Here is a 17,025-nt window from a genome sequence, read left to right as displayed (position 1 = left end):
TCTCAGCCACCTGCTTATTCCCCGCTTATCCATAAAGGTCGGGGAGCTTGCGTCCTATTACCGCCGGACCTGCGGGCGGAAGTGTGTTTGTCCGACGCGGAAATGGCCAACGGGGTGCGGTCACGCGGATTTCTCCCCACGACACCCCGGCTGCGGGAGTGGCGTACGCCACACTCCCGCGCCCGCCCGCGTGAGAGATGGGCCACGCGCCACCCGTCCGACCTCGCGTACGCTGACGGCTCACTCGCCCGTCGATGCCGGGCCGCCCCGGAGGACATCCCCCTCCGGCCGGTGCCCACCGAGAGCGAGGGGTCCATCTGTGGGAGGTACGTACATGTCCGCGACGACCACGGCCGGAGCACGGCTGCGCGCCGCCGGCGGCGGTACCAACCGCTGGGTCGTCCTCCTCGTCCTCTGCGTCAGCCTGCTGCTCGTCGCGCTCGACGCGACCGTGCTGCACGTCGCCGTCCCCGCCGTCACCGAGGATCTGCGGCCCAGCTCCACCGCGCTGCTGTGGATCGTGGACGCCTACCCGCTCGTCTGCGCCTCACTGCTGATCCTCTTCGGGACGCTCGGCGACCGGCTCGGGCGGCGCAAGGTCCTGCTGGCCGGTTACGGACTGTTCGGCGTCGCCTCGGCGCTCGCGGCGTTCGCGGACACCCCACTCGTACTGATCGCCGCGCGCGCCCTGCTGGGCGTCGGCGGCGCCATGATCATGCCGGCGACCCTGTCCATCCTGCGCGCCGTCTTCCCCGACCGGCGCGAGCGGGCCACCGCGATCGGCATCTGGACCGCCGTGGCCGCCGTGGGCGCGGCCACCGGACCGGTGCTGGGCGGATTCCTCGTCGAGCACTTCTGGTGGGGCTCGGTCTTCCTGATCAACATCCCGCTGATGGCGCTGATCCTGCCGCTCGGCCGCTGGCTGCTGCCCGAGTCCAAGGGCAGCGGCGACGGCCCCTGGGACGTTCTCGGCGCGCTCATGGCGGCGGCCGGCGTGATGGGCGTGGTCCTCGGCGTCAAGCGCCTCGGCGCCGGTGACGACTCCGTCCTCAGCGCGGGCACCCTCGGCCCGCTGACGCTCGGCGCGGCGCTGCTGATCGTGTTCGTACGGCGGCAGAAGCGCCGCGCGCACCCGCTGATCGACATACGGATGTTCGCGCGCGCCACCTTCACGACCTCCGTGGGCTGCATCGTGCTGGCCATGCTGGCCCTGGTCGGACTGGAGCTGATCGCCGTCCAGTACCTCCAGCTGGTGCTGGGGCTCAGCCCCGTCGAGACCGGGCTGCGGCTGCTGCCGCTGACCTTCGCCGCCATGGCCGCCGGCGCCACCGGCTCGTACACGCTGCGTCGCGTCGGTCCGCGCCGGATGGTCGGCTGGGGCTTCGTCCTCACGGCCGGTGCGGTCCTCCTGCTCCTCCTGATGGGGCAGGACGACCGGCCGCTGCTGCTCACCGCCGGGTTCGTGCTGCTCGGCTTCGGGCTCCAGACCACGCTGTTCGGCGCGTACGAGTCGATGCTCAGCGAGGCCCCGGCGCACAGCGCGGGCGGCGCGGCGGCGATCGGCGAGACCTCCTACCAGCTCGGTGCGGGCATGGGCATCGCCCTGCTCGGCAGCGTCATGAACGCGGCGTACGCGCCGGGCCTCACCTCCGTGCCGGGGGTGCCCGCGCCCGCCGGCACGGCCGCCGGGAACTCCCTCGGCGAGGCCTACCAGGTGGCCGCCCAGCTCGGTGGTACGGCGGGCGAGGCGCTGCGCACGGCCGCCCGGCACTCGTTCGTCCACGGACTGCACGTCACTCTCCTGGTGAGCGCCGGCCTGCTGCTGCTGGGCGCCCTGATGGCGCTGCGGCTCCCGCGCGCGATGGAGTGCCCGCCGGACCTGGACGCCCGCCTCGGCGGTGCGCCCGCGGAGCCCGAGGCCGTACCCGCCACCCGTGCCCCGGGTCCGGAGCGGCGGCCCGGGACGTACGCGGCGGCGCCCGACGCCCATGTGCCCGCGTGCCGCGAGCCGGTCGAACCGGCCGGGTCGGGGCGTACGGCACACTGAGCCCGGGCGCGCGGGCCGCGGGCTGGACGCGTGGCACGGCGCGTCGTAACGTCGGCGCCACACTGTAACTAACGGCGCTAGTTTTAGAAGCCGCCCCGGAGGTCCGCCATGTCCGCACCCGCGAAGCAGCTTCCGCCCTTCGACCCCCGCGACCCGCTCGGCATCGACGACCTGCTCGAGCCGGAGGACCTCGCGGTCCGCGACACCGTCCGCACGTGGGCCCGCGACCGCGTGCTGCCCCACATCGCCGACTGGTACGAGAAGGGGGAGCTGCCCGGCATCCGCGAGCTGGCCCGCGAACTCGGCTCGATCGGCGCGCTCGGCATGTCGCTGGAGGGGTACGGCTGCGCGGGCGCGAGCGCCGTCCAGTACGGGCTGGCCTGCCTGGAGCTGGAGGCCGCCGACTCCGGCATCCGCTCCCTCGTCTCCGTCCAGGGCTCGCTCGCCATGTACGCGATCCACCGCTTCGGCTCCGAGGAGCAGAAGCAGCGCTGGCTGCCGTCGATGGCGGCGGGCGAGACCATCGGCTGCTTCGGCCTGACCGAGCCGGACCACGGCTCCGACCCGGCCGCGATGCGCACGCACGCCAAGAGGGACGGCACGGACTGGGTGCTCAACGGCCGCAAGATGTGGATCACCAACGGCTCCGTCGCCGGGGTGGCCGTCGTGTGGGCGCAGACCGACGAGGGCATGCGCGGCTTCGCCGTACCGGCCGACAGCCCCGGCTTCTCGGCGCCCGAGATCAAGCACAAGTGGTCGCTGCGGGCCAGTGTGACCAGCGAGCTCGTCATGGACGACGTACGGCTGCCGGCGGACGCCGTGCTGCCCGGCGTCACCGGGCTCAAGGGGCCGCTCAGCTGTCTGAGCCACGCCCGCTACGGAATCGTGTGGGGCGCCATGGGCGCCGCGCGCTCGTCGTTCGAGTCGGCGCTCGCGTACGCGCGCACCCGCGAGCAGTTCGGCAAGCCGATCGGCGGATTCCAGCTCACCCAGGCCAAGCTCGCCGACATGGCGGTGGAGCTGCACAAGGGCATCCTGCTCGCCCATCACCTCGGGCGCCGGCTCGACGCGGGGAAGCTCCGCCCCGAGCAGGTCAGCTTCGGCAAGCTCAACAACGTACGGGAGGCGATCGAGATCTGCCGTACCGCGCGCACCATCCTCGGCGCCAACGGGATCTCCCTCGAGTACCCCGTCATGCGGCACGCCACCAACCTCGAGTCGGTGCTCACCTACGAGGGCACCGTCGAGATGCACCAGCTGGTGCTGGGCAAGGCGCTCACCGGGCTCGACGCGTTCCGCTGAGCCGTCTGCCGGTAAGCGGCCCCGCCCGTCAGCTCTGGTTGAAGAAGCCGTCCCCGGTACGGGCCCCGGGCTCCCCGTTGACGATCTCCGTGTTCGCGGGCGTCAGCAGGAAGACCCGGGTCGCCACGCGCTCGATCGAGCCGCGCAGCCCGAAGGTCAGGCCGGCCGCGAAGTCGACCACGCGCTTGGCGTCGGCGGGCTCCATGGCGGTGAGGTTCATGATGACCGGGACGCCGTCCCGGAAGAGTTCGCCGATGTTCCGGGCGTCCCGGAAGCCGTCCGGGGAGACCGTGGCGATCCGGCGGCCCTCCTCCTGAGCGGTCTCGGAGGCGACCCGCACCCGCGGGTCGGTCACCCAGGCGTCGCCACGGTCGCTCTCGGCGTACTCGTCGTCGTAGAAACGCTCATCGCTGTCCTCGACGAGACCCAGCCATGCACTCGCCTTGCGCACCGATCCCATGGACGCCTCCTTTCGTCGCGGTCACTTGTGGTTCCGCTATCCCTATGGTCGTCCATCATGCGGATCGCGCGCCAAGTGGATAGTCGCCGCGCAGGGGATTCGTGACGGTACTGGTGCAGAGGATGTGGCGTTTCGTCAAGATTCTGCAGGCGTAGGGCCCCTGAAGGAGGGGTTCCGCAACTCATATATGACATTCGGGCCAGACGGGTGAGCGAGCGGACGTACGGGTGAACGGTTTCCGGCCGATACGATGCCCGCCGCTCACTTGAACAACACTCGGGGGAACACCGTGTTCGGAATCGTCAGGCCCTGCACGCACCGCCTCACGGACGGGCTGAAGGCGGAGTGGATGGCCCATCTCTGCGGCCTCTGCCTGGCTCTGAGGGCCGATCACGGGCAGTTCGCCCGTATCGCCACCAACTACGACGGCCTCATCGTCTCGGTCCTGACGGAGGCTCAGACGGAGCGGGGGCCCGCCGCGCGCCGCACGGCCGGCCCCTGCCCGCTGCGGGCCCTGCGCACCGCACCCGTCGCCCGTGGCGAGGGCGCGCGGCTGGCCGCCACCGTCTCGCTGGTGCTGGCCTCGGCCAAGGTCCGGGACCATGTCGCCGACCGCGACGGGCTGCTGGCCCGGCGCCCGATGGCCGCCGCCGCCCGCAAGGTCGCCCGCGGCTGGGACCGGGCGGGCGCCAGGGCCGGGCGCGAGCTGGGCTTCGACACGGCCGTGCTGGTCGACGCGGTGGACCGGCAGGGCGGGATCGAGGCGCTGGCCGGTCCCGGTACACCGCTGTTGACGGTGACCGAACCGACCGAGACGGCCACCGCCGCCGCCTTCGCGCACACCGCCGTCCTGGCCGGCAAGGAGCGGAACGTAGCGCCGCTGGCGGAGGCCGGAAGGCTCTTCGGCCGGCTCGCGCATCTCCTGGACGCCGTGGAGGACCGGGAAGCTGACGCCGCGTCGGGTGCCTGGAACCCGCTCACGGCGACCGGCACCTCGCTCGCGGAGGCGCGGCGGCTCGCGGACGACGCGCTGCACGGGATACGGCTGGCGCTGCGCGACGCGGAGTTCGTGGACGACAAGCTGCTGCACGTGCTGCTCGCGCACGAGCTGCGCCGGTCGGTGGACCGGGCGTTCTCCACGGCGAGCTGCTCGCACCAGGGGTACGGCGACCAGGGGTACGGCGACCAGGGGTACGGCGACCAGGGGTACGGCGACCAGGGGTACGGCGGGCCGGGGTACGGCTCGCCTCAGCAACCGCACCAGGGCGGCCCCCACCAGGGCGGCGGCTTCGGGCCCTACGGCGCGCCCAACCCGTACGGCGGCGGGCACCCCGGCGGTCCGGGCGGTCCGGGCGGTCCGGGCGGGCCCGGCGGGCCCGGCGGCGGCCACGGCGGCTCCGGTGGCGGGCTGCCCCCCGGCTTCGGCGGCCGGCCCCCCAAGCCCCAGCCGCGCGGTTTCTGGGCCGGGTGCGCGGCCTTCACCGGGCTCTTCTGCACCTGCCGGATCTGCTGCGCCAAGGAGTACGAGGGCCCCTGGTCCCGCAAGAAGCGCGAGGGCTGCTGCCGCGACTGCGACTGCGGACCGAACTGCGACTGCTGCTGCCCCTGCGACGGCTGCTGACGGTCCGTAGGGTGAGCCGTATGAGCAGCGACGCGCAGCAGGACCGGCAGCGCCGGCACGAGCAGCGCACCGCCTCCGTCTCGGCGCCCCACGGCCCCCTCTCCCTCACCGGAACCCTGGCTTCGGGACCACCCGGGAGGGCCGGATCCCGGCCCTCCCGGGCACCTGGCGCGACGCCGGTGACCACGTGGTCCTGACCGCCACGGCCGCGGACGGCATCACCGTCGACGGTGCGCCGCTGACCGGGGACGTCCGGCTGACCGCCGACCACGCCCCGGTCCCCCGCTCGCGCCTCGCGGCCGGGGAGCGACGACTGGTGTGCTGCGGCGCGAAGGGCTCTGGGCCGTCCGCGACTTCGACTGAAGGCCCCGGCGCGGCGTGCCTTCAGGGGCATCGAGGCCACCCGGTACGACCGGCGCTGGGCCGTACCCGGGACGTTCCGCCCCTACGACCGGGAGCGCGGCGTGCGCGTCGAGAACGCCGACGGGCGTGAGCGCCGGCTCGGTCTGTCCGGCGAGCTCGTCTTCGTCCTCGACGGCGCCGAGCACACGCTGCGGGTCGAGGTCGAGGACGACGGCTCCCTCTGGGCCGTCTTCGCCGACGCCACCAGCGGCAAGGGCTCGTACCGCTTCCGTTTCCTGCGCCCGCCGGCCCCCACGCCCGACGGCGGGGTGGGTGAGGGTCGACTTCAACCGGGCGCTGCTGCCGCCGTGCGCCTTCGCCGACCACTTCATCTGTCCGTTCCCGCCGCCCGGCAACACCCTCCCGGTGCCCGTCCCGGCGGGGGAGCGGCGGGTGGTGGGCGGCTGATCGTTCCCACGGTCGTCCGGAGCGGGGTGCCCTGTCCGGGCGGAGGGAGCAGTGCGGAAAATTCCGGAAGACACCCTTGCGGCGGTAGGTGATCCGGCCAATACTCCCGTGCAGTGCTTGTCAGGAGCACGGCACGTTCGACATCCGGACACCGCCGTGCCCGGGGCGAGGGAGCCGAAGGGGCGACGCCCCGCAGGCGCACCGAGCCCTCGGCGAACCTGACTGCGCCTCACGGGCCCGACCCCCCACGGCGGGCCCCCGATTCCCCTCGGGAGGAACGAGAAGTGAGGATCAAGCGCACCACCCCCCGCAGCGCCATGACCAGACGCACCCGTCTGCTCGCCGTCTCCGTCGGTCTGGTCTCCGCCGCCGCCCTCGCGGTCCCCGCCGCGAACGCGGACTCGCCCCGGACCTTCAGCGCCACCCAGCTGTCCGCCGCCGGCTCGGCGCTCGTCGAGGCCGACGTGGCCGGTACCGCCTGGCATGTCGACCCGAAGACCAACACCTTGGTCGTCACCGCCGACTCGACCGTCTCCCAGGCCGAGATCGCGAAGATCAAGCGCGAAGCCGGCGCCAACGCCGGTGCCCTGCGCATCGAGCGCACCCCGGGCAGGTTCACCAAGCTCATCTCCGGCGGCGACGCCATCTACGCCTCCAGCTGGCGCTGCTCCCTCGGCTTCAACGTCCGCGACAGCGCGGGCACCACGTACTTCCTGACGGCCGGACACTGCACCGACGGCGCGGGCACCTGGTACTCCAACTCCGGTCGCACCACCGTCCTCGGCCCGACCACGGGCTCCAGCTTCCCGAACAACGACTACGGGATCGTCCGCTACTCCAACACCTCCGTCGCCAAGCCCGGCACCGTCGGCAACGTCGACATCACCAGCGCCGCCAACGCCACCGTCGGCATGTCCGTCACCCGCCGCGGCTCCACCACCGGCACCCACAGCGGCTCCGTCACCGGTCTCAACGCCACGGTGAACTACGGCGGCGGCGACATCGTCTACGGCATGATCCGTACGAACGTGTGCGCCGAACCCGGCGACAGCGGCGGCCCGCTCTACTCCGGCAGCCGCGCCATCGGCCTCACCTCCGGGGGCAGCGGCAACTGCTCCTCCGGCGGGACGACCTTCTTCCAGCCGGTCACCGAGGCCCTGAGCGCCTACGGGGTCAGCGTCTACTGACACCTGCGGTGACCGGAGCAACGCCCATGGGTCCCCGGCCGGATTCCGGCCGGGGACTCGACGTGCTGTGCGTGGACGACCACATTGGAGGGGATGTGAGGGTGGTCGGCCACAGGGGAGCGGGGGCGGATGAAGCGCATCGGAGTGACCGGCCACAGGGACATCCCCGGCGAGCTCCACGCCCATGTCCGGGGAGCGATCCGCGCGGCGTTCCGCGGCCATGACGCCGGCGCGCTGGAGGCCCTGTCCAGCCTCGCGGTCGGCGCGGACCAGCTGTTCGCCGACATCGCCCTCGCCTGCGGCGCGGGGCTGGTCGCCGTCATTCCCAGCGGGGACTACGAGGAGGGCTTCGCCGACCCCGCCGAGCTGGCCCGCTACCGGTGCTTGAGGAAGCGCGCCACCAGGGAGGTCCGGATGGCGTTCCCGCACTCCACGGACGAGGCGTACTACGCGGCCGGTGCGTACATCGCGGACCACTGCGACCGGCTGCTCGCCGTCTGGGACGGCCGCCCGGCCCGGGGCCTGGGCGGGACGGGCGACATCGTCCACTACGCCCGTGAGCTGGGCAAACCGGTGACGGTCATCTGGCGGGCGGGCGTCGAGAGGGCCTGACGCCGGCGCCCGCTTCAGCGCCGGTGCTGGACCAGCCAGTCCGTGTGCTGCGGCGAGACGATGCGCTCGGTCTCGTACACGGCCGCCGCCCACCGGTCCTCACCGACCGTCGTCTCCATCGCGGTGTGCATCGCCGCCAGGTCCTCCTCCACCAGCGAGTGCGCCGCGATCAGCGGCTGGTGGCGGCGGATCTCGCTCCACGCCACGCAGGACGCCGCCGCGGCCGACAGCAGTCCGGCGAGCGCGGTCGACTCGCCGGCCGAGAAGGTCCGCAGCACGCCGAGGAAGAGCGCGAGGAGGGTGAGCACGGCGGTCGTCGCCCGCCACAGGGCGGTGGCCCGGCGCGACACCTCCGTTCGCCTGTGGTACCAGGTGCGCTGCTCGATCAGCCGGTCCCGCACGTACGTCTCCTTGCGTACCCGGAAGGGCTTGTCGCGCAGCATCCGCATGGCCGGGGTGATGAGCTCCGCCCCCGCGTCGTGCCCCTCCTCCCGCGGGTCCGGCCAGCCGACCTTCCGCAGCTCGCCCAGCCCCGCCTCCAGCTGTGTGAGGAACACCTCCTCCGCGTCGCGGGAGTCGGTGTCGAACGGCGCGCCGTGCACCGCGTAACGCCAGCAGAGCGACTTGATGAACTCGGCCGCGGAGCGGTTCAGTTGCCAGTGCGACTTCGCTCGCCGGCGCGAAGCGCGATAGCCGAACAGCAGCACCCCGGCGTACGCCAGCGCGCTGAGCGCGCCGGCCAGGTGGAACGTGGAGCCGAGCCGCCAGCCGCCCGGCACCGCCGCCAGGCAGGCGCCCAGCACCAGCAGGAGCAGCTGGAACCGGGTGTCGCGTATCGCCTCACGCTGCCGGGCGATGGCGATTCCGTCGGCGCGGTGGAACAGCGCCGGCAGATCCGCGTTGCGGAAGACCATGCTGTGCAGTGGAGCCTGAAACCCGGTCATGCGCACCCCCGTCTGCTGTTTTGTCGTCACTCGATCGGTGGAATGGCTGGTTCCGGGGCGGTCGGGGAATACTGGCGCGACGCTTTTGTTTCATGTGCACGCGCTGATTTGCCGTAGGTGGCCACGAGAGTAAAGTCGTGCCGCCGACACTGCAATGGTGCGGTTCTCCCCGAACGACACATATCCCCAAGGACGGCCGCCGTGAGCGCTCCAAACCCCAGGACCTTCGCTGGTGCGAAGAAGAATCGTGTGCCTCTCGCCGAGATCGACGTACGGGGAGCCGAGGCTGCCAAGAAGATCGGCCGGGTCCTGCCCGTCACCGCCGACCGTACCGGACGTATGTCCACGTTCAACTCCGCGCTCTGAAGCCGCATCAGGCGACTTCGGGCAGCTTTAAACTGGCGGAATGACCGGACCGCTGGTCCCTTTCCGTGAGATCGTCCTGAAAGTCCATAGCAGGTGTGATCTCGCATGTGACCACTGCTATGTATACGAACACGCCGATCAGAGCTGGCGTACCCGCCCGAGGGCAATCTCTGACGAGGCGATTTCCCGGACAGCTCTGCGACTGGCCGAGCATGCCGAGAAACATGCCCTGCCCTCCGTGTCAGTGATCCTGCACGGAGGGGAGCCGCTGCTGGCAGGGCCCGAGCGGCTGCGACGCGTCTGTGCGGAACTGACCCGGACGCTCGCCCCCCACACGGCGCTCGACCTCAGGATCCACACCAACGGCCTCCAGCTCAGCCCCCGCTACCTCGACCTCTTCGACGAGTACGGCGTGCGGGTGGGCATCTCCCTCGACGGGGACAGGGCCGCCAACGACCGGCACCGCCGCTTCGCCGACGGCCGCAGCAGCCACCCCCTCGTCCTCCGCGCCGTCGAGCTGCTCCACCAGGAGCGCTACCGCCACCTCGACCTCGGCCTCCTGTGCACCGTCGACGTGGCCAACGACCCCCTCGCGGTGTACGACGCCCTCGCCGCGCTCGAACCTCCGCGCGTCGACTTCCTGCTGCCACACGCCACCTGGGCCGCCCCGCCGCCCCGCCCGGACGGCTCGCCGACCGCGTACGCCGACTGGCTCCTCACCGTCTTCGACCGGTGGAACGGCCAGGGCAGGCCCATGCCCGTGCGCCTCTTCGCCTCCGTCCTCTCCACCCTGGGCGGCGGCCCCAGCCTCACCGAATCCCTCGGCCTCGCACCCACCGACCTGGTCGTCGTCGAGACCGACGGCACCCTCGAACAGGTCGACTCGCTCAAGAGCGCCTACGACGGCGCCGCCGCCACCGGATTCGACGTGTTCACCCACTCCCTGGACGACGTCGCCGCCCACCCCGGCGTCCGGGCCCGGCAGCTCGGCCTCGCCGGCGTCGGCGACGCGTGCCGCCGCTGCCCCGTCGTCCGCTCCTGCGGCGGCGGGCTCTACACCCACCGCTACCGGCCGGACAACGGCTTCGACAACCCCTCCGTCTACTGCGCCGACCTCGAAGCGCTCGTGCGCGGCATCGAGGACCGCACGGCCGCGCGGACCGCGTCCCCCGCCGCCACCGACCCGGCCGCCCTCGTCGCCGACCAGCACGATCTGACCCGCGTCCTGCTCGCCGAGCTCAACAGCGAACTCGCCGGCCGCGGCGGTGAGCCGTGGGCCGAGGCATGGGAGCTCGCGGGCGCCGTCGAACGGCGCTCCGACGGACTCGACGAGGTGCTCGCCCACCCCTACACGCGCACCTGGCTCCTCGACTGCCTCGACGCCCTGCGCGAGGACCGCGCCGAAGCCCCCCGCCTCGCCGGCCTGCTGTCGCGGTACGTCGCCGCCGCCGCCGTACGCGGCCGGGTCGACGCACCCGTCCGCGTCACCGTCCCCGGGACCCGGCTCTACCTGCCCACACTGGGCGAACTGCGGCTCGGCGCACCCGGCGCCGCCGAGGTGCGGGCGACCGGGGACGGCCTCCTCGTACGGGGCGAAGGCGGCGAGCGGCGCGTCGAACGGCTCGACCAGGAGGGCCCCGGCTGGCGGCCCGTCCGCCGGCACACCCCGACCGGCTGGGCGCTCGACGACCTCGACCCGTACCGCGACCGCTTCCGCACCCCCGCCACCGGCCGGCTCGCCGGCGCCGACGCGGCCGACTGGACCGACCGCCTCGACCACGCCGGGCGGCTGCTGCGGCACGCCGTACCCGAGCAGGCCGCCGAGGCCGCCGCGCACCTGACCACCCTGACGCCGCTCACCGGGACGGCGCCCGGCGTGGGCCGGCACGGATACGGCGCGCTCGGCCTGCCGCTGCGGGGCGGCGCGGACGACCTGGCGCGGGCGCTGCTGCGCGGCTTCCGGCGCGCGAAGCTGCGGGCGCTGCTCGACGTGACGGACCTGTACGCGCAGGACGGCGCCTGGAGCCATCCCGCCCCCTGGCAGGACGCGCCGGTTCCGGTCTCGGAGCTGCTGGCCGGGGCGTACGAGCGCGTGGGGCTCGCGGCGTACGAAGCGGGCCGCGGCGCCCGCCACGACTCCCGCCATGACTCCTGCGCCGAGCACGCCGAGCGGGCCCTGCGGCGGCTCGAAGACGCCGCCGAACTGACCGTCACCGGCAAGCTGCTGGTCGCCCGATTGCGCGAGGAACTCTGCCGATCAAGGAAATCGTCCGCCATCCTGACGTATGGATGACCGAAAAGCGGCGTTGATTGACTGAACGCCATGGGGGCGGAGCGAACCTGCTCCGGAATGATTAATTCGCTCGTATCCTGCACATCCCTGATGCGAGTGTTCACACAGGACGGGGGTCGCGTGCACGCGTCACCGCACCAGCGAGACGATCGGCCGTACTTCTTCCTGAGTTACGCGCACACGCCGAGGTACGGAGCCGGCGGCCCGGATCCCGACATGTGGGTCGAGCGGTTGTTCCGCGATTTATGCGGCCACGTCATGGCCATGACCGACCTTCCCGCCGGTGCCGAGGCCGGCTTCATGGACCGGGAGATACGCTCCGGCGAAGGCTGGTCGGAGCGGCTGGGCGAAACCCTCGCCACCTGCCGGGTCTTCGTCCCGCTGTTCTCGCCGCGCTATTTCGCCAGCGAGATGTGCGGCAAGGAGTGGTACGCCTTCGAGCAGCGCGCGATCTACCACTACGCCAAACACAACAGACCCGCCGACGCCATCGTGCCCGCCCTGTGGGTCCCCGTCCCGCCCGAACAACTCCCCGGCCCCGCCGAGCGGCTGCAGTTCAACCACCGCGCCCTCGGCGACCGCTATGTCACCGACGGGCTGTACGGCCTGATCAAACTGCGGATATTCGCCGAGGAGTACGAGCGGGCCGTCTACGAACTCGCCAAGCGCATCGTCGCCGTCGCCGACGCCACCGCCATGGGCCCGGGCCGCCCCCTCGACTACCGCCAGGCCCCCAGCGCCTTCGGCCCCCCCGGCGCCGGTCCCCGCCCCATCCAGGTCACCGTCGCCGCGCCGACCCGGCACGACCTCCCCGAAGGCCGTTCCCCCGAGTACTACGGCGACATGCCGCAGGACTGGAACCCGTACCACCCCGACTCCGCCCGGCCCCTGGCCTACGTCGCCCAGGACCTGGTCCGCGCGCTCAACTACCAGGCCACGGTCGTCTCCTTCGACCACGACACCGGGCCGCTGGACGCCAAGCAGACCCCCACCCGGCCCGAGATACTCCTCGTCGACCGGTGGGCGCTGCGGGACGCGGACCGCCGGGAACGGCTCGCCGCCTTCGACGCCGAGCACCGGCCGTGGACCAGCATCGTCGTCCCGCGCAACCCGCTGGACCACCAGAGCCGCGCCGCCGACGTCGAGCTGGCCGAGACGCTGGAGGCGACCATGCCCGTCAAGATGGGCCAGAGCCGGCCCGCCGGCCGGGCCGCCGCCCGCGGCGTACCGAGCATGGAGGCGTTCGGCCAGATCCTGCCGCAGGTGATGGAGGCCGCCGCGCAGCAGTACCTCAAGCACGCCGCCGTGTACCCGCCGGCGGGCGGCCGGCACACCGAACGGCCGCGGCTGCGCGGCCCCATGGCCACCGAGTACGCCACCACGCACTTCATCCCCGAGACGCACGAGATCGCGCCCGATGCGGAGGACTTGGATGACCGCCAGTCGTGACGGACGCATCGTCACCTTCTACTCGTACAAGGGTGGTACGGGACGGACGATGGCCCTGGCCAACACGGCCTGGATTCTCGCCGCGAACGGCAAGCGGGTCCTGGCCGTCGACTGGGACCTGGAGGCCCCCGGCCTGCACCGCTTCTTCCACCCCTTCCTCGACCCCTCCACCCTCGGCGCCACCACCGGCGTCATCGACCTGATCACCGAGTACGCGTGGGCCGCGACCAGCCCCGTGCGGCGGCCCGACGACTGGCACCGCGACTACGCGCGCGTCCAGCCCCACGCCGTCTCCCTCACCCCCGAGACGCTCGGCTGGCAGTTCCCCGACGGCGGCACCCTCGACTTCGTCTCCGCGGGCCGGCAGAACCGCGAGTACTCGGCGACCGTCTCCACCTTCGACTGGGACAACTTCTACGACCGGCTCGGCGGCGGGCACTTCTTCGACGCCCTGCGCGACGACATGAAGGCCACCTACGACTACGTCCTCATCGACAGCCGCACCGGCCTCAGCGACATCGCCGACATCTGCACCGTCCACCTGCCCGACGCACTGGTCGACTGCTTCACCCTCAGCGACCAGTCCATGGACGGCGCCGCCGCCGTCGCCCGGCAGATCGACGAACGGTACGGTGGCCGGGGAATCCGGATCTTCCCCGTACCGATGCGGATCGACGAGGGCGAGAAGGAGAAGGCCGACGCCGGGCGGGCGCTGGCCCGGCTGAAGTTCGACGGCTTCCCCAGCGGGATGACGGGGGAGGAGCTGGTCGCGTACTGGGGGGCCGTGGAGATCCCCTACCGGCCGTACTACGCCTACGAGGAGACCCTCGCCACCTTCGGCGACGACGCCGGCATCGCCAACTCACTGCTGTCCGCCTTCGAACGGCTCACCGCCGTCATCACGGACGGGGACGTCACCGCCATGCCCGCGGTGAACGAGGACGTACGGCTGCGGATCCGCGACGCCTTCACCCGGCGCCGCCCCGCCCTGCCCGCCGACCTGTTCCTGTCGTACGTCGCCGAGAACCGCATGTGGGCCGACTGGATCGAGTCCGTCCTCACCCGGGCCGGCTTCCGCGTCGTACCGCGCGACGTCTCCGCCGACCCGGCGGGCTCCGGCGGCGACACGCTCCAGGCCGTCGAGAACGCCGCCCGCACGGTGGTCCTCCTCTCCAGCGCGTACCTCAAGTCGGCCCGCGCCGTCGACGTGTGGGAACGGGCCGCGGCCGAGGAGCCGGGCGGCGGGCGGCGCCACCTGCTGCCGGTGCGCGTCGGTGACGTACGGCTCACCACGCCGTACATCGACCGCAACCCCGTCGACCTCTTCCGGCTCGACGAGACGCACGCCACCTCCGCGCTGCTGCGCGCTCTGGACCGGCCGGTCAACCTCAACGAAGGGGTACCGCCCGGCCCCCGCTTCCCCGGCACCGTGCCCAGGATCTGGAACGCGCCGCCCCGCAACCCCGGCTTCACCGGCCGGTCCGTGGTGCTGGAGCGGATGCGCGACCAGCTCGGCGGCGGCATGGCCGTCGTGCTGCCCCAGCCGCAGACGCTGTACGGGCTGGGTGGCGTCGGCAAGACGCAGGTGGCGCTGGAGTACGTGCACCGCTTCATGGCCGACTACGACCTGGTGTGGTGGATGTCCGCCGAGCAGACCGACGACGTCATCGCCTCGCTGGCCGAGCTCGCCGTCCGGCTCGGCGCCCAGGGCGGCGAGGACATGGCCACCGCCTCGCAGGAGGCCGTCGACCTGCTGCGGCGCGGGGTGCCGTCCAACCGCTGGCTGCTCGTCTTCGACAACGCCGACGACCCCGACCAGCTGAAGCGGTTCTTCCCGACCGGCGGACACATCCTGGTCACCTCCAGGAACCAGACCTGGTCGCAGTACGGCGACTCCCTGCCCGTCGACGTCTTCCTGCGCGAGGAGTCCATCGAGCACCTCCAGCGCCGCGCCAAGGGCCTCAGCGCCCAGGACGCCGACCGGGTCGCCGACGCCGTCGGTGACCTGCCCCTGGCCGTCGAACAGGCGGCGGCCTGGATCGCCGAGACGGCCACGCCCGTCTCCGCCTACCTCGAACAGCTGGAGCAGGCCGCCGCGCGAACCCTGGCCCTCAACCAGCCCGCCGGATACCCCGAGCCGGTCGCCGCGACCTGGAACGTCTCCATCGAACGCCTCCAGGAACGCTCACCGGCCGCCGTGCGGCTGCTCCAGCTGTGCGCGTTCTTCGCCCCCGAGCCGATCCACGCCAACCTGCTCTACAGCAAGGAGATGATCGAGGCGCTCAAACCCTATGACGCCTCCCTCCAGGAGAAGCTGGTGCTGGGCCGCGTGATCCGGGAGATCGGCCGGTTCGCGCTGGCCAAGGTCGACCAGGTCTCCAACTCCATCCAGGTCCACCGGCTCGTGCAGGCCGTCATCCGCGCCCAGCTGACGGAGGAGGAACAGCGGGAGGCCCGGCACGCCGTCCACCGGATCCTGGCCGGCGCCCGCCCGGACGACGACGAGCCGATCGACAACCCGGAGACCTGGCCCCGGTTCGCCACGATCTGGCCGCACCTGGGTCCTTCCGAGGCGCGGTTCTGCAAGGAACCGGAGACCCGGCGCCTGCTGATCGACCGGGTGCGCTACCTGTGGAAGCGCGGCGACTGGCAGACCGCGTGGAGCCTGGGCGGCGACCTGCGCGAGGCGTGGAAGGAGACACTGGGCGACCACGACCTCCAGTACCTGTACCTGCGGTTCCACCTGTCGAACATCCTGCGCTCGCAGGGGCGTTACGTCGAGGCCAGGGAGCTCGACGAGGTCACGCTGGAGCGGCAGCGGGACGTGCTCGGCGCGTCCCACCCGCACACGTACATGACGACCAGCGGCCTGGCCATGGACCTCGGCACCCTCGGTGAGTACGGCAGGGCCATGGAGCTGGCGACCGAGGCCCACGAGGGCTTCAGCCAGATCTTCCACGAGGCCCACCCGCGGACCCTGGCCGCCGCCAACAACCTGGCGCTGAACATGCGCATGGTCGGGCAGTACGCGCGGGCCCGCGAGATCGACCAGGAGGTCTTCGACCGGCGCACCGAGGTCCTCGGCCCCGAGCACCCGTACACCCTGTCCTCCGCCACCTCCCTCGCCCGCGACCTGCGGGAGGTCGGGCGGTACGAGGACTCCGTGACGCTGCTCAGCCGCACGTACGACATCTACAAGAACACCCTCGGACGCGCCTTCCCCGGCACCCTCGCCGCCGCCAAGAGCCTCGCCGTGTCGCTGCGCAGGGCCGGGCAGCTGGAGGACGCGCGGCGCCTCACCACGGCCACCCGCAACCGGTACCGCGCCAAGTACACCTCGGCCAACCCCGACTCCCTCGCCTGCGACCTCAACCTGGCGGCGGACCTGTACGCGACCGGCGAGCCCGTCGCGGCCCGGGAACTGGCGCAGGAAGTCGTCGACCAGTACATGAAGGTGCCGGGGGAGCGGCACCCGTACACCCTCGCCGCGCTCAACAACCTCGGCATCTACCAGTGGGGCTGCGGGCTGCCGGAGAGCGCGGAGCAGACGCTGCGGGGCGCGCTACGGGTCCTGCGCGAGGTCCTCGGCGACCGCCATCCGCACGTGCTGTTCTGCACCGTCAACCTGGCCAACGCCAAGGCGGACCTGGGCGAACTGGAGGAGGCCCTCGCCATCGAACGGCGCGCGGTGGGCGCGCTGCGCGAGGTACTGGGCGGCCACCACCCGGAAATACTGGCCATCGCGTCCAACATGTCCGTCACGCTCGGCGCGCTCGGGCGCAAGGACGAGGCGGCCCAGCTGCGGGCGGAGACCGCCGAGGAGCTCGCGCGGCAACTGGGCGACGAGCACGCGCTGACCCGCCTGGCCCGCGACGAACGCCGCGTCCACCGGGACCTGGAGCCGCTGGCCGTGTGAGGTGCGGCCCGGTTCGCC

11 protein-coding genes and 1 pseudogene are annotated in these 17,025 nt (G+C 72.4%); 10 read left to right on the top strand and 2 right to left on the bottom strand.

Going from position 1 to position 17,025, the window contains the following annotated elements; all coding sequences use genetic code 11:
• The first annotated feature begins 334 nt into the window (after positions 1–334).
• Together ABZZ38_RS18670 and ABZZ38_RS18665 are read left to right on the top strand one after the other, a co-directional pair.
• Positions 335–2,047 (top strand): MFS transporter, encoded by a 1,713-nt coding sequence (locus ABZZ38_RS18670; protein WP_356740943.1) that lies wholly within the window; start codon positions 335–337, stop codon positions 2,045–2,047.
• 108 nt (positions 2,048–2,155) lie between these two features.
• Positions 2,156–3,349, top strand: a complete 1,194-nt coding sequence (locus ABZZ38_RS18665; RefSeq protein WP_356740941.1) for an acyl-CoA dehydrogenase family protein — start codon at positions 2,156–2,158, stop codon at positions 3,347–3,349.
• Between the two features lie 28 nt (positions 3,350–3,377).
• Here the strand turns inward: ABZZ38_RS18665 and sepF are convergent, their stop codons facing one another.
• Positions 3,378–3,809, bottom strand: a complete 432-nt coding sequence (gene sepF / locus ABZZ38_RS18660; RefSeq protein ID WP_356740939.1) for a cell division protein SepF — start codon at positions 3,807–3,809, stop codon at positions 3,378–3,380.
• 289 nt (positions 3,810–4,098) lie between these two features.
• Between sepF and ABZZ38_RS18655 the strand changes: the two genes are divergently transcribed.
• The 4 genes and pseudogenes from ABZZ38_RS18655 (at position 4,099) to ABZZ38_RS18640 (ending at position 8,039) form a co-directional block, all read left to right on the top strand.
• Complete coding sequence (locus ABZZ38_RS18655) at positions 4,099–5,430, top strand: DUF5685 family protein (RefSeq protein ID WP_356740937.1); 1,332 nt, start codon at positions 4,099–4,101, stop codon at positions 5,428–5,430.
• A 20-nt stretch (positions 5,431–5,450) separates the two neighbouring features.
• Positions 5,451–6,240: pseudogene (locus tag ABZZ38_RS18650) on the top strand (DUF1684 domain-containing protein).
• Between the two features lie 284 nt (positions 6,241–6,524).
• Positions 6,525–7,427 carry a S1 family peptidase gene (locus ABZZ38_RS18645; protein WP_356740935.1) on the top strand — a complete coding sequence of 301 codons (903 nt, stop codon included), beginning with the start codon at positions 6,525–6,527 and terminating at the stop codon, positions 7,425–7,427.
• Positions 7,428–7,556: 129 nt separating this feature from the next.
• Entirely contained in the window at positions 7,557–8,039 is a 483-nt protein-coding gene (locus tag ABZZ38_RS18640) for a hypothetical protein (RefSeq protein ID WP_356740933.1), read from the top strand.
• Positions 8,040–8,053: 14 nt separating this feature from the next.
• On the opposite strand, the gene ABZZ38_RS18635 is transcribed toward ABZZ38_RS18640, so the two are convergent.
• A complete protein-coding gene (locus ABZZ38_RS18635) occupies positions 8,054–8,953 on the bottom strand; it encodes a DUF4231 domain-containing protein (protein WP_356740995.1) in 900 nt (299 codons plus the stop codon).
• A gap of 279 nt (positions 8,954–9,232) precedes the next feature.
• Between ABZZ38_RS18635 and fxsA the strand changes: the two genes are divergently transcribed.
• From fxsA to fxsT, 4 genes are all read left to right on the top strand, one after another.
• Positions 9,233–9,349 (top strand): FxSxx-COOH cyclophane-containing RiPP peptide, encoded by a 117-nt coding sequence (fxsA, locus tag ABZZ38_RS18630; protein WP_356740931.1) that lies wholly within the window; start codon positions 9,233–9,235, stop codon positions 9,347–9,349.
• Between the two features lie 40 nt (positions 9,350–9,389).
• Positions 9,390–11,642, top strand: a complete 2,253-nt coding sequence (gene fxsB, locus ABZZ38_RS18625) for a radical SAM/SPASM protein FxsB, inactivated metallohydrolase extension form (protein WP_356740929.1) — start codon at positions 9,390–9,392, stop codon at positions 11,640–11,642.
• A 90-nt stretch (positions 11,643–11,732) separates the two neighbouring features.
• Positions 11,733–13,091, top strand: a complete 1,359-nt coding sequence (locus ABZZ38_RS18620; RefSeq protein WP_356740927.1) for a TIR-like protein FxsC — start codon at positions 11,733–11,735, stop codon at positions 13,089–13,091.
• Positions 13,075–17,007, top strand: a complete 3,933-nt coding sequence (fxsT, locus tag ABZZ38_RS18615) for an FxSxx-COOH system tetratricopeptide repeat protein (RefSeq protein WP_356740925.1) — start codon at positions 13,075–13,077, stop codon at positions 17,005–17,007. The genes ABZZ38_RS18620 and fxsT overlap by 17 nt, the downstream gene beginning before the upstream one ends.
• The last annotated feature ends 18 nt before the right edge of the window (positions 17,008–17,025 follow it).

The organism is Streptomyces sp. NPDC006368 (genome assembly GCF_040612535.1).
Classification (GTDB): domain Bacteria; phylum Actinomycetota; class Actinomycetes; order Streptomycetales; family Streptomycetaceae; genus Streptomyces.
The sequence above is the reverse complement of the archived record's forward strand: the minus strand, read 5'-3'. Positions and strand labels throughout refer to the sequence as shown.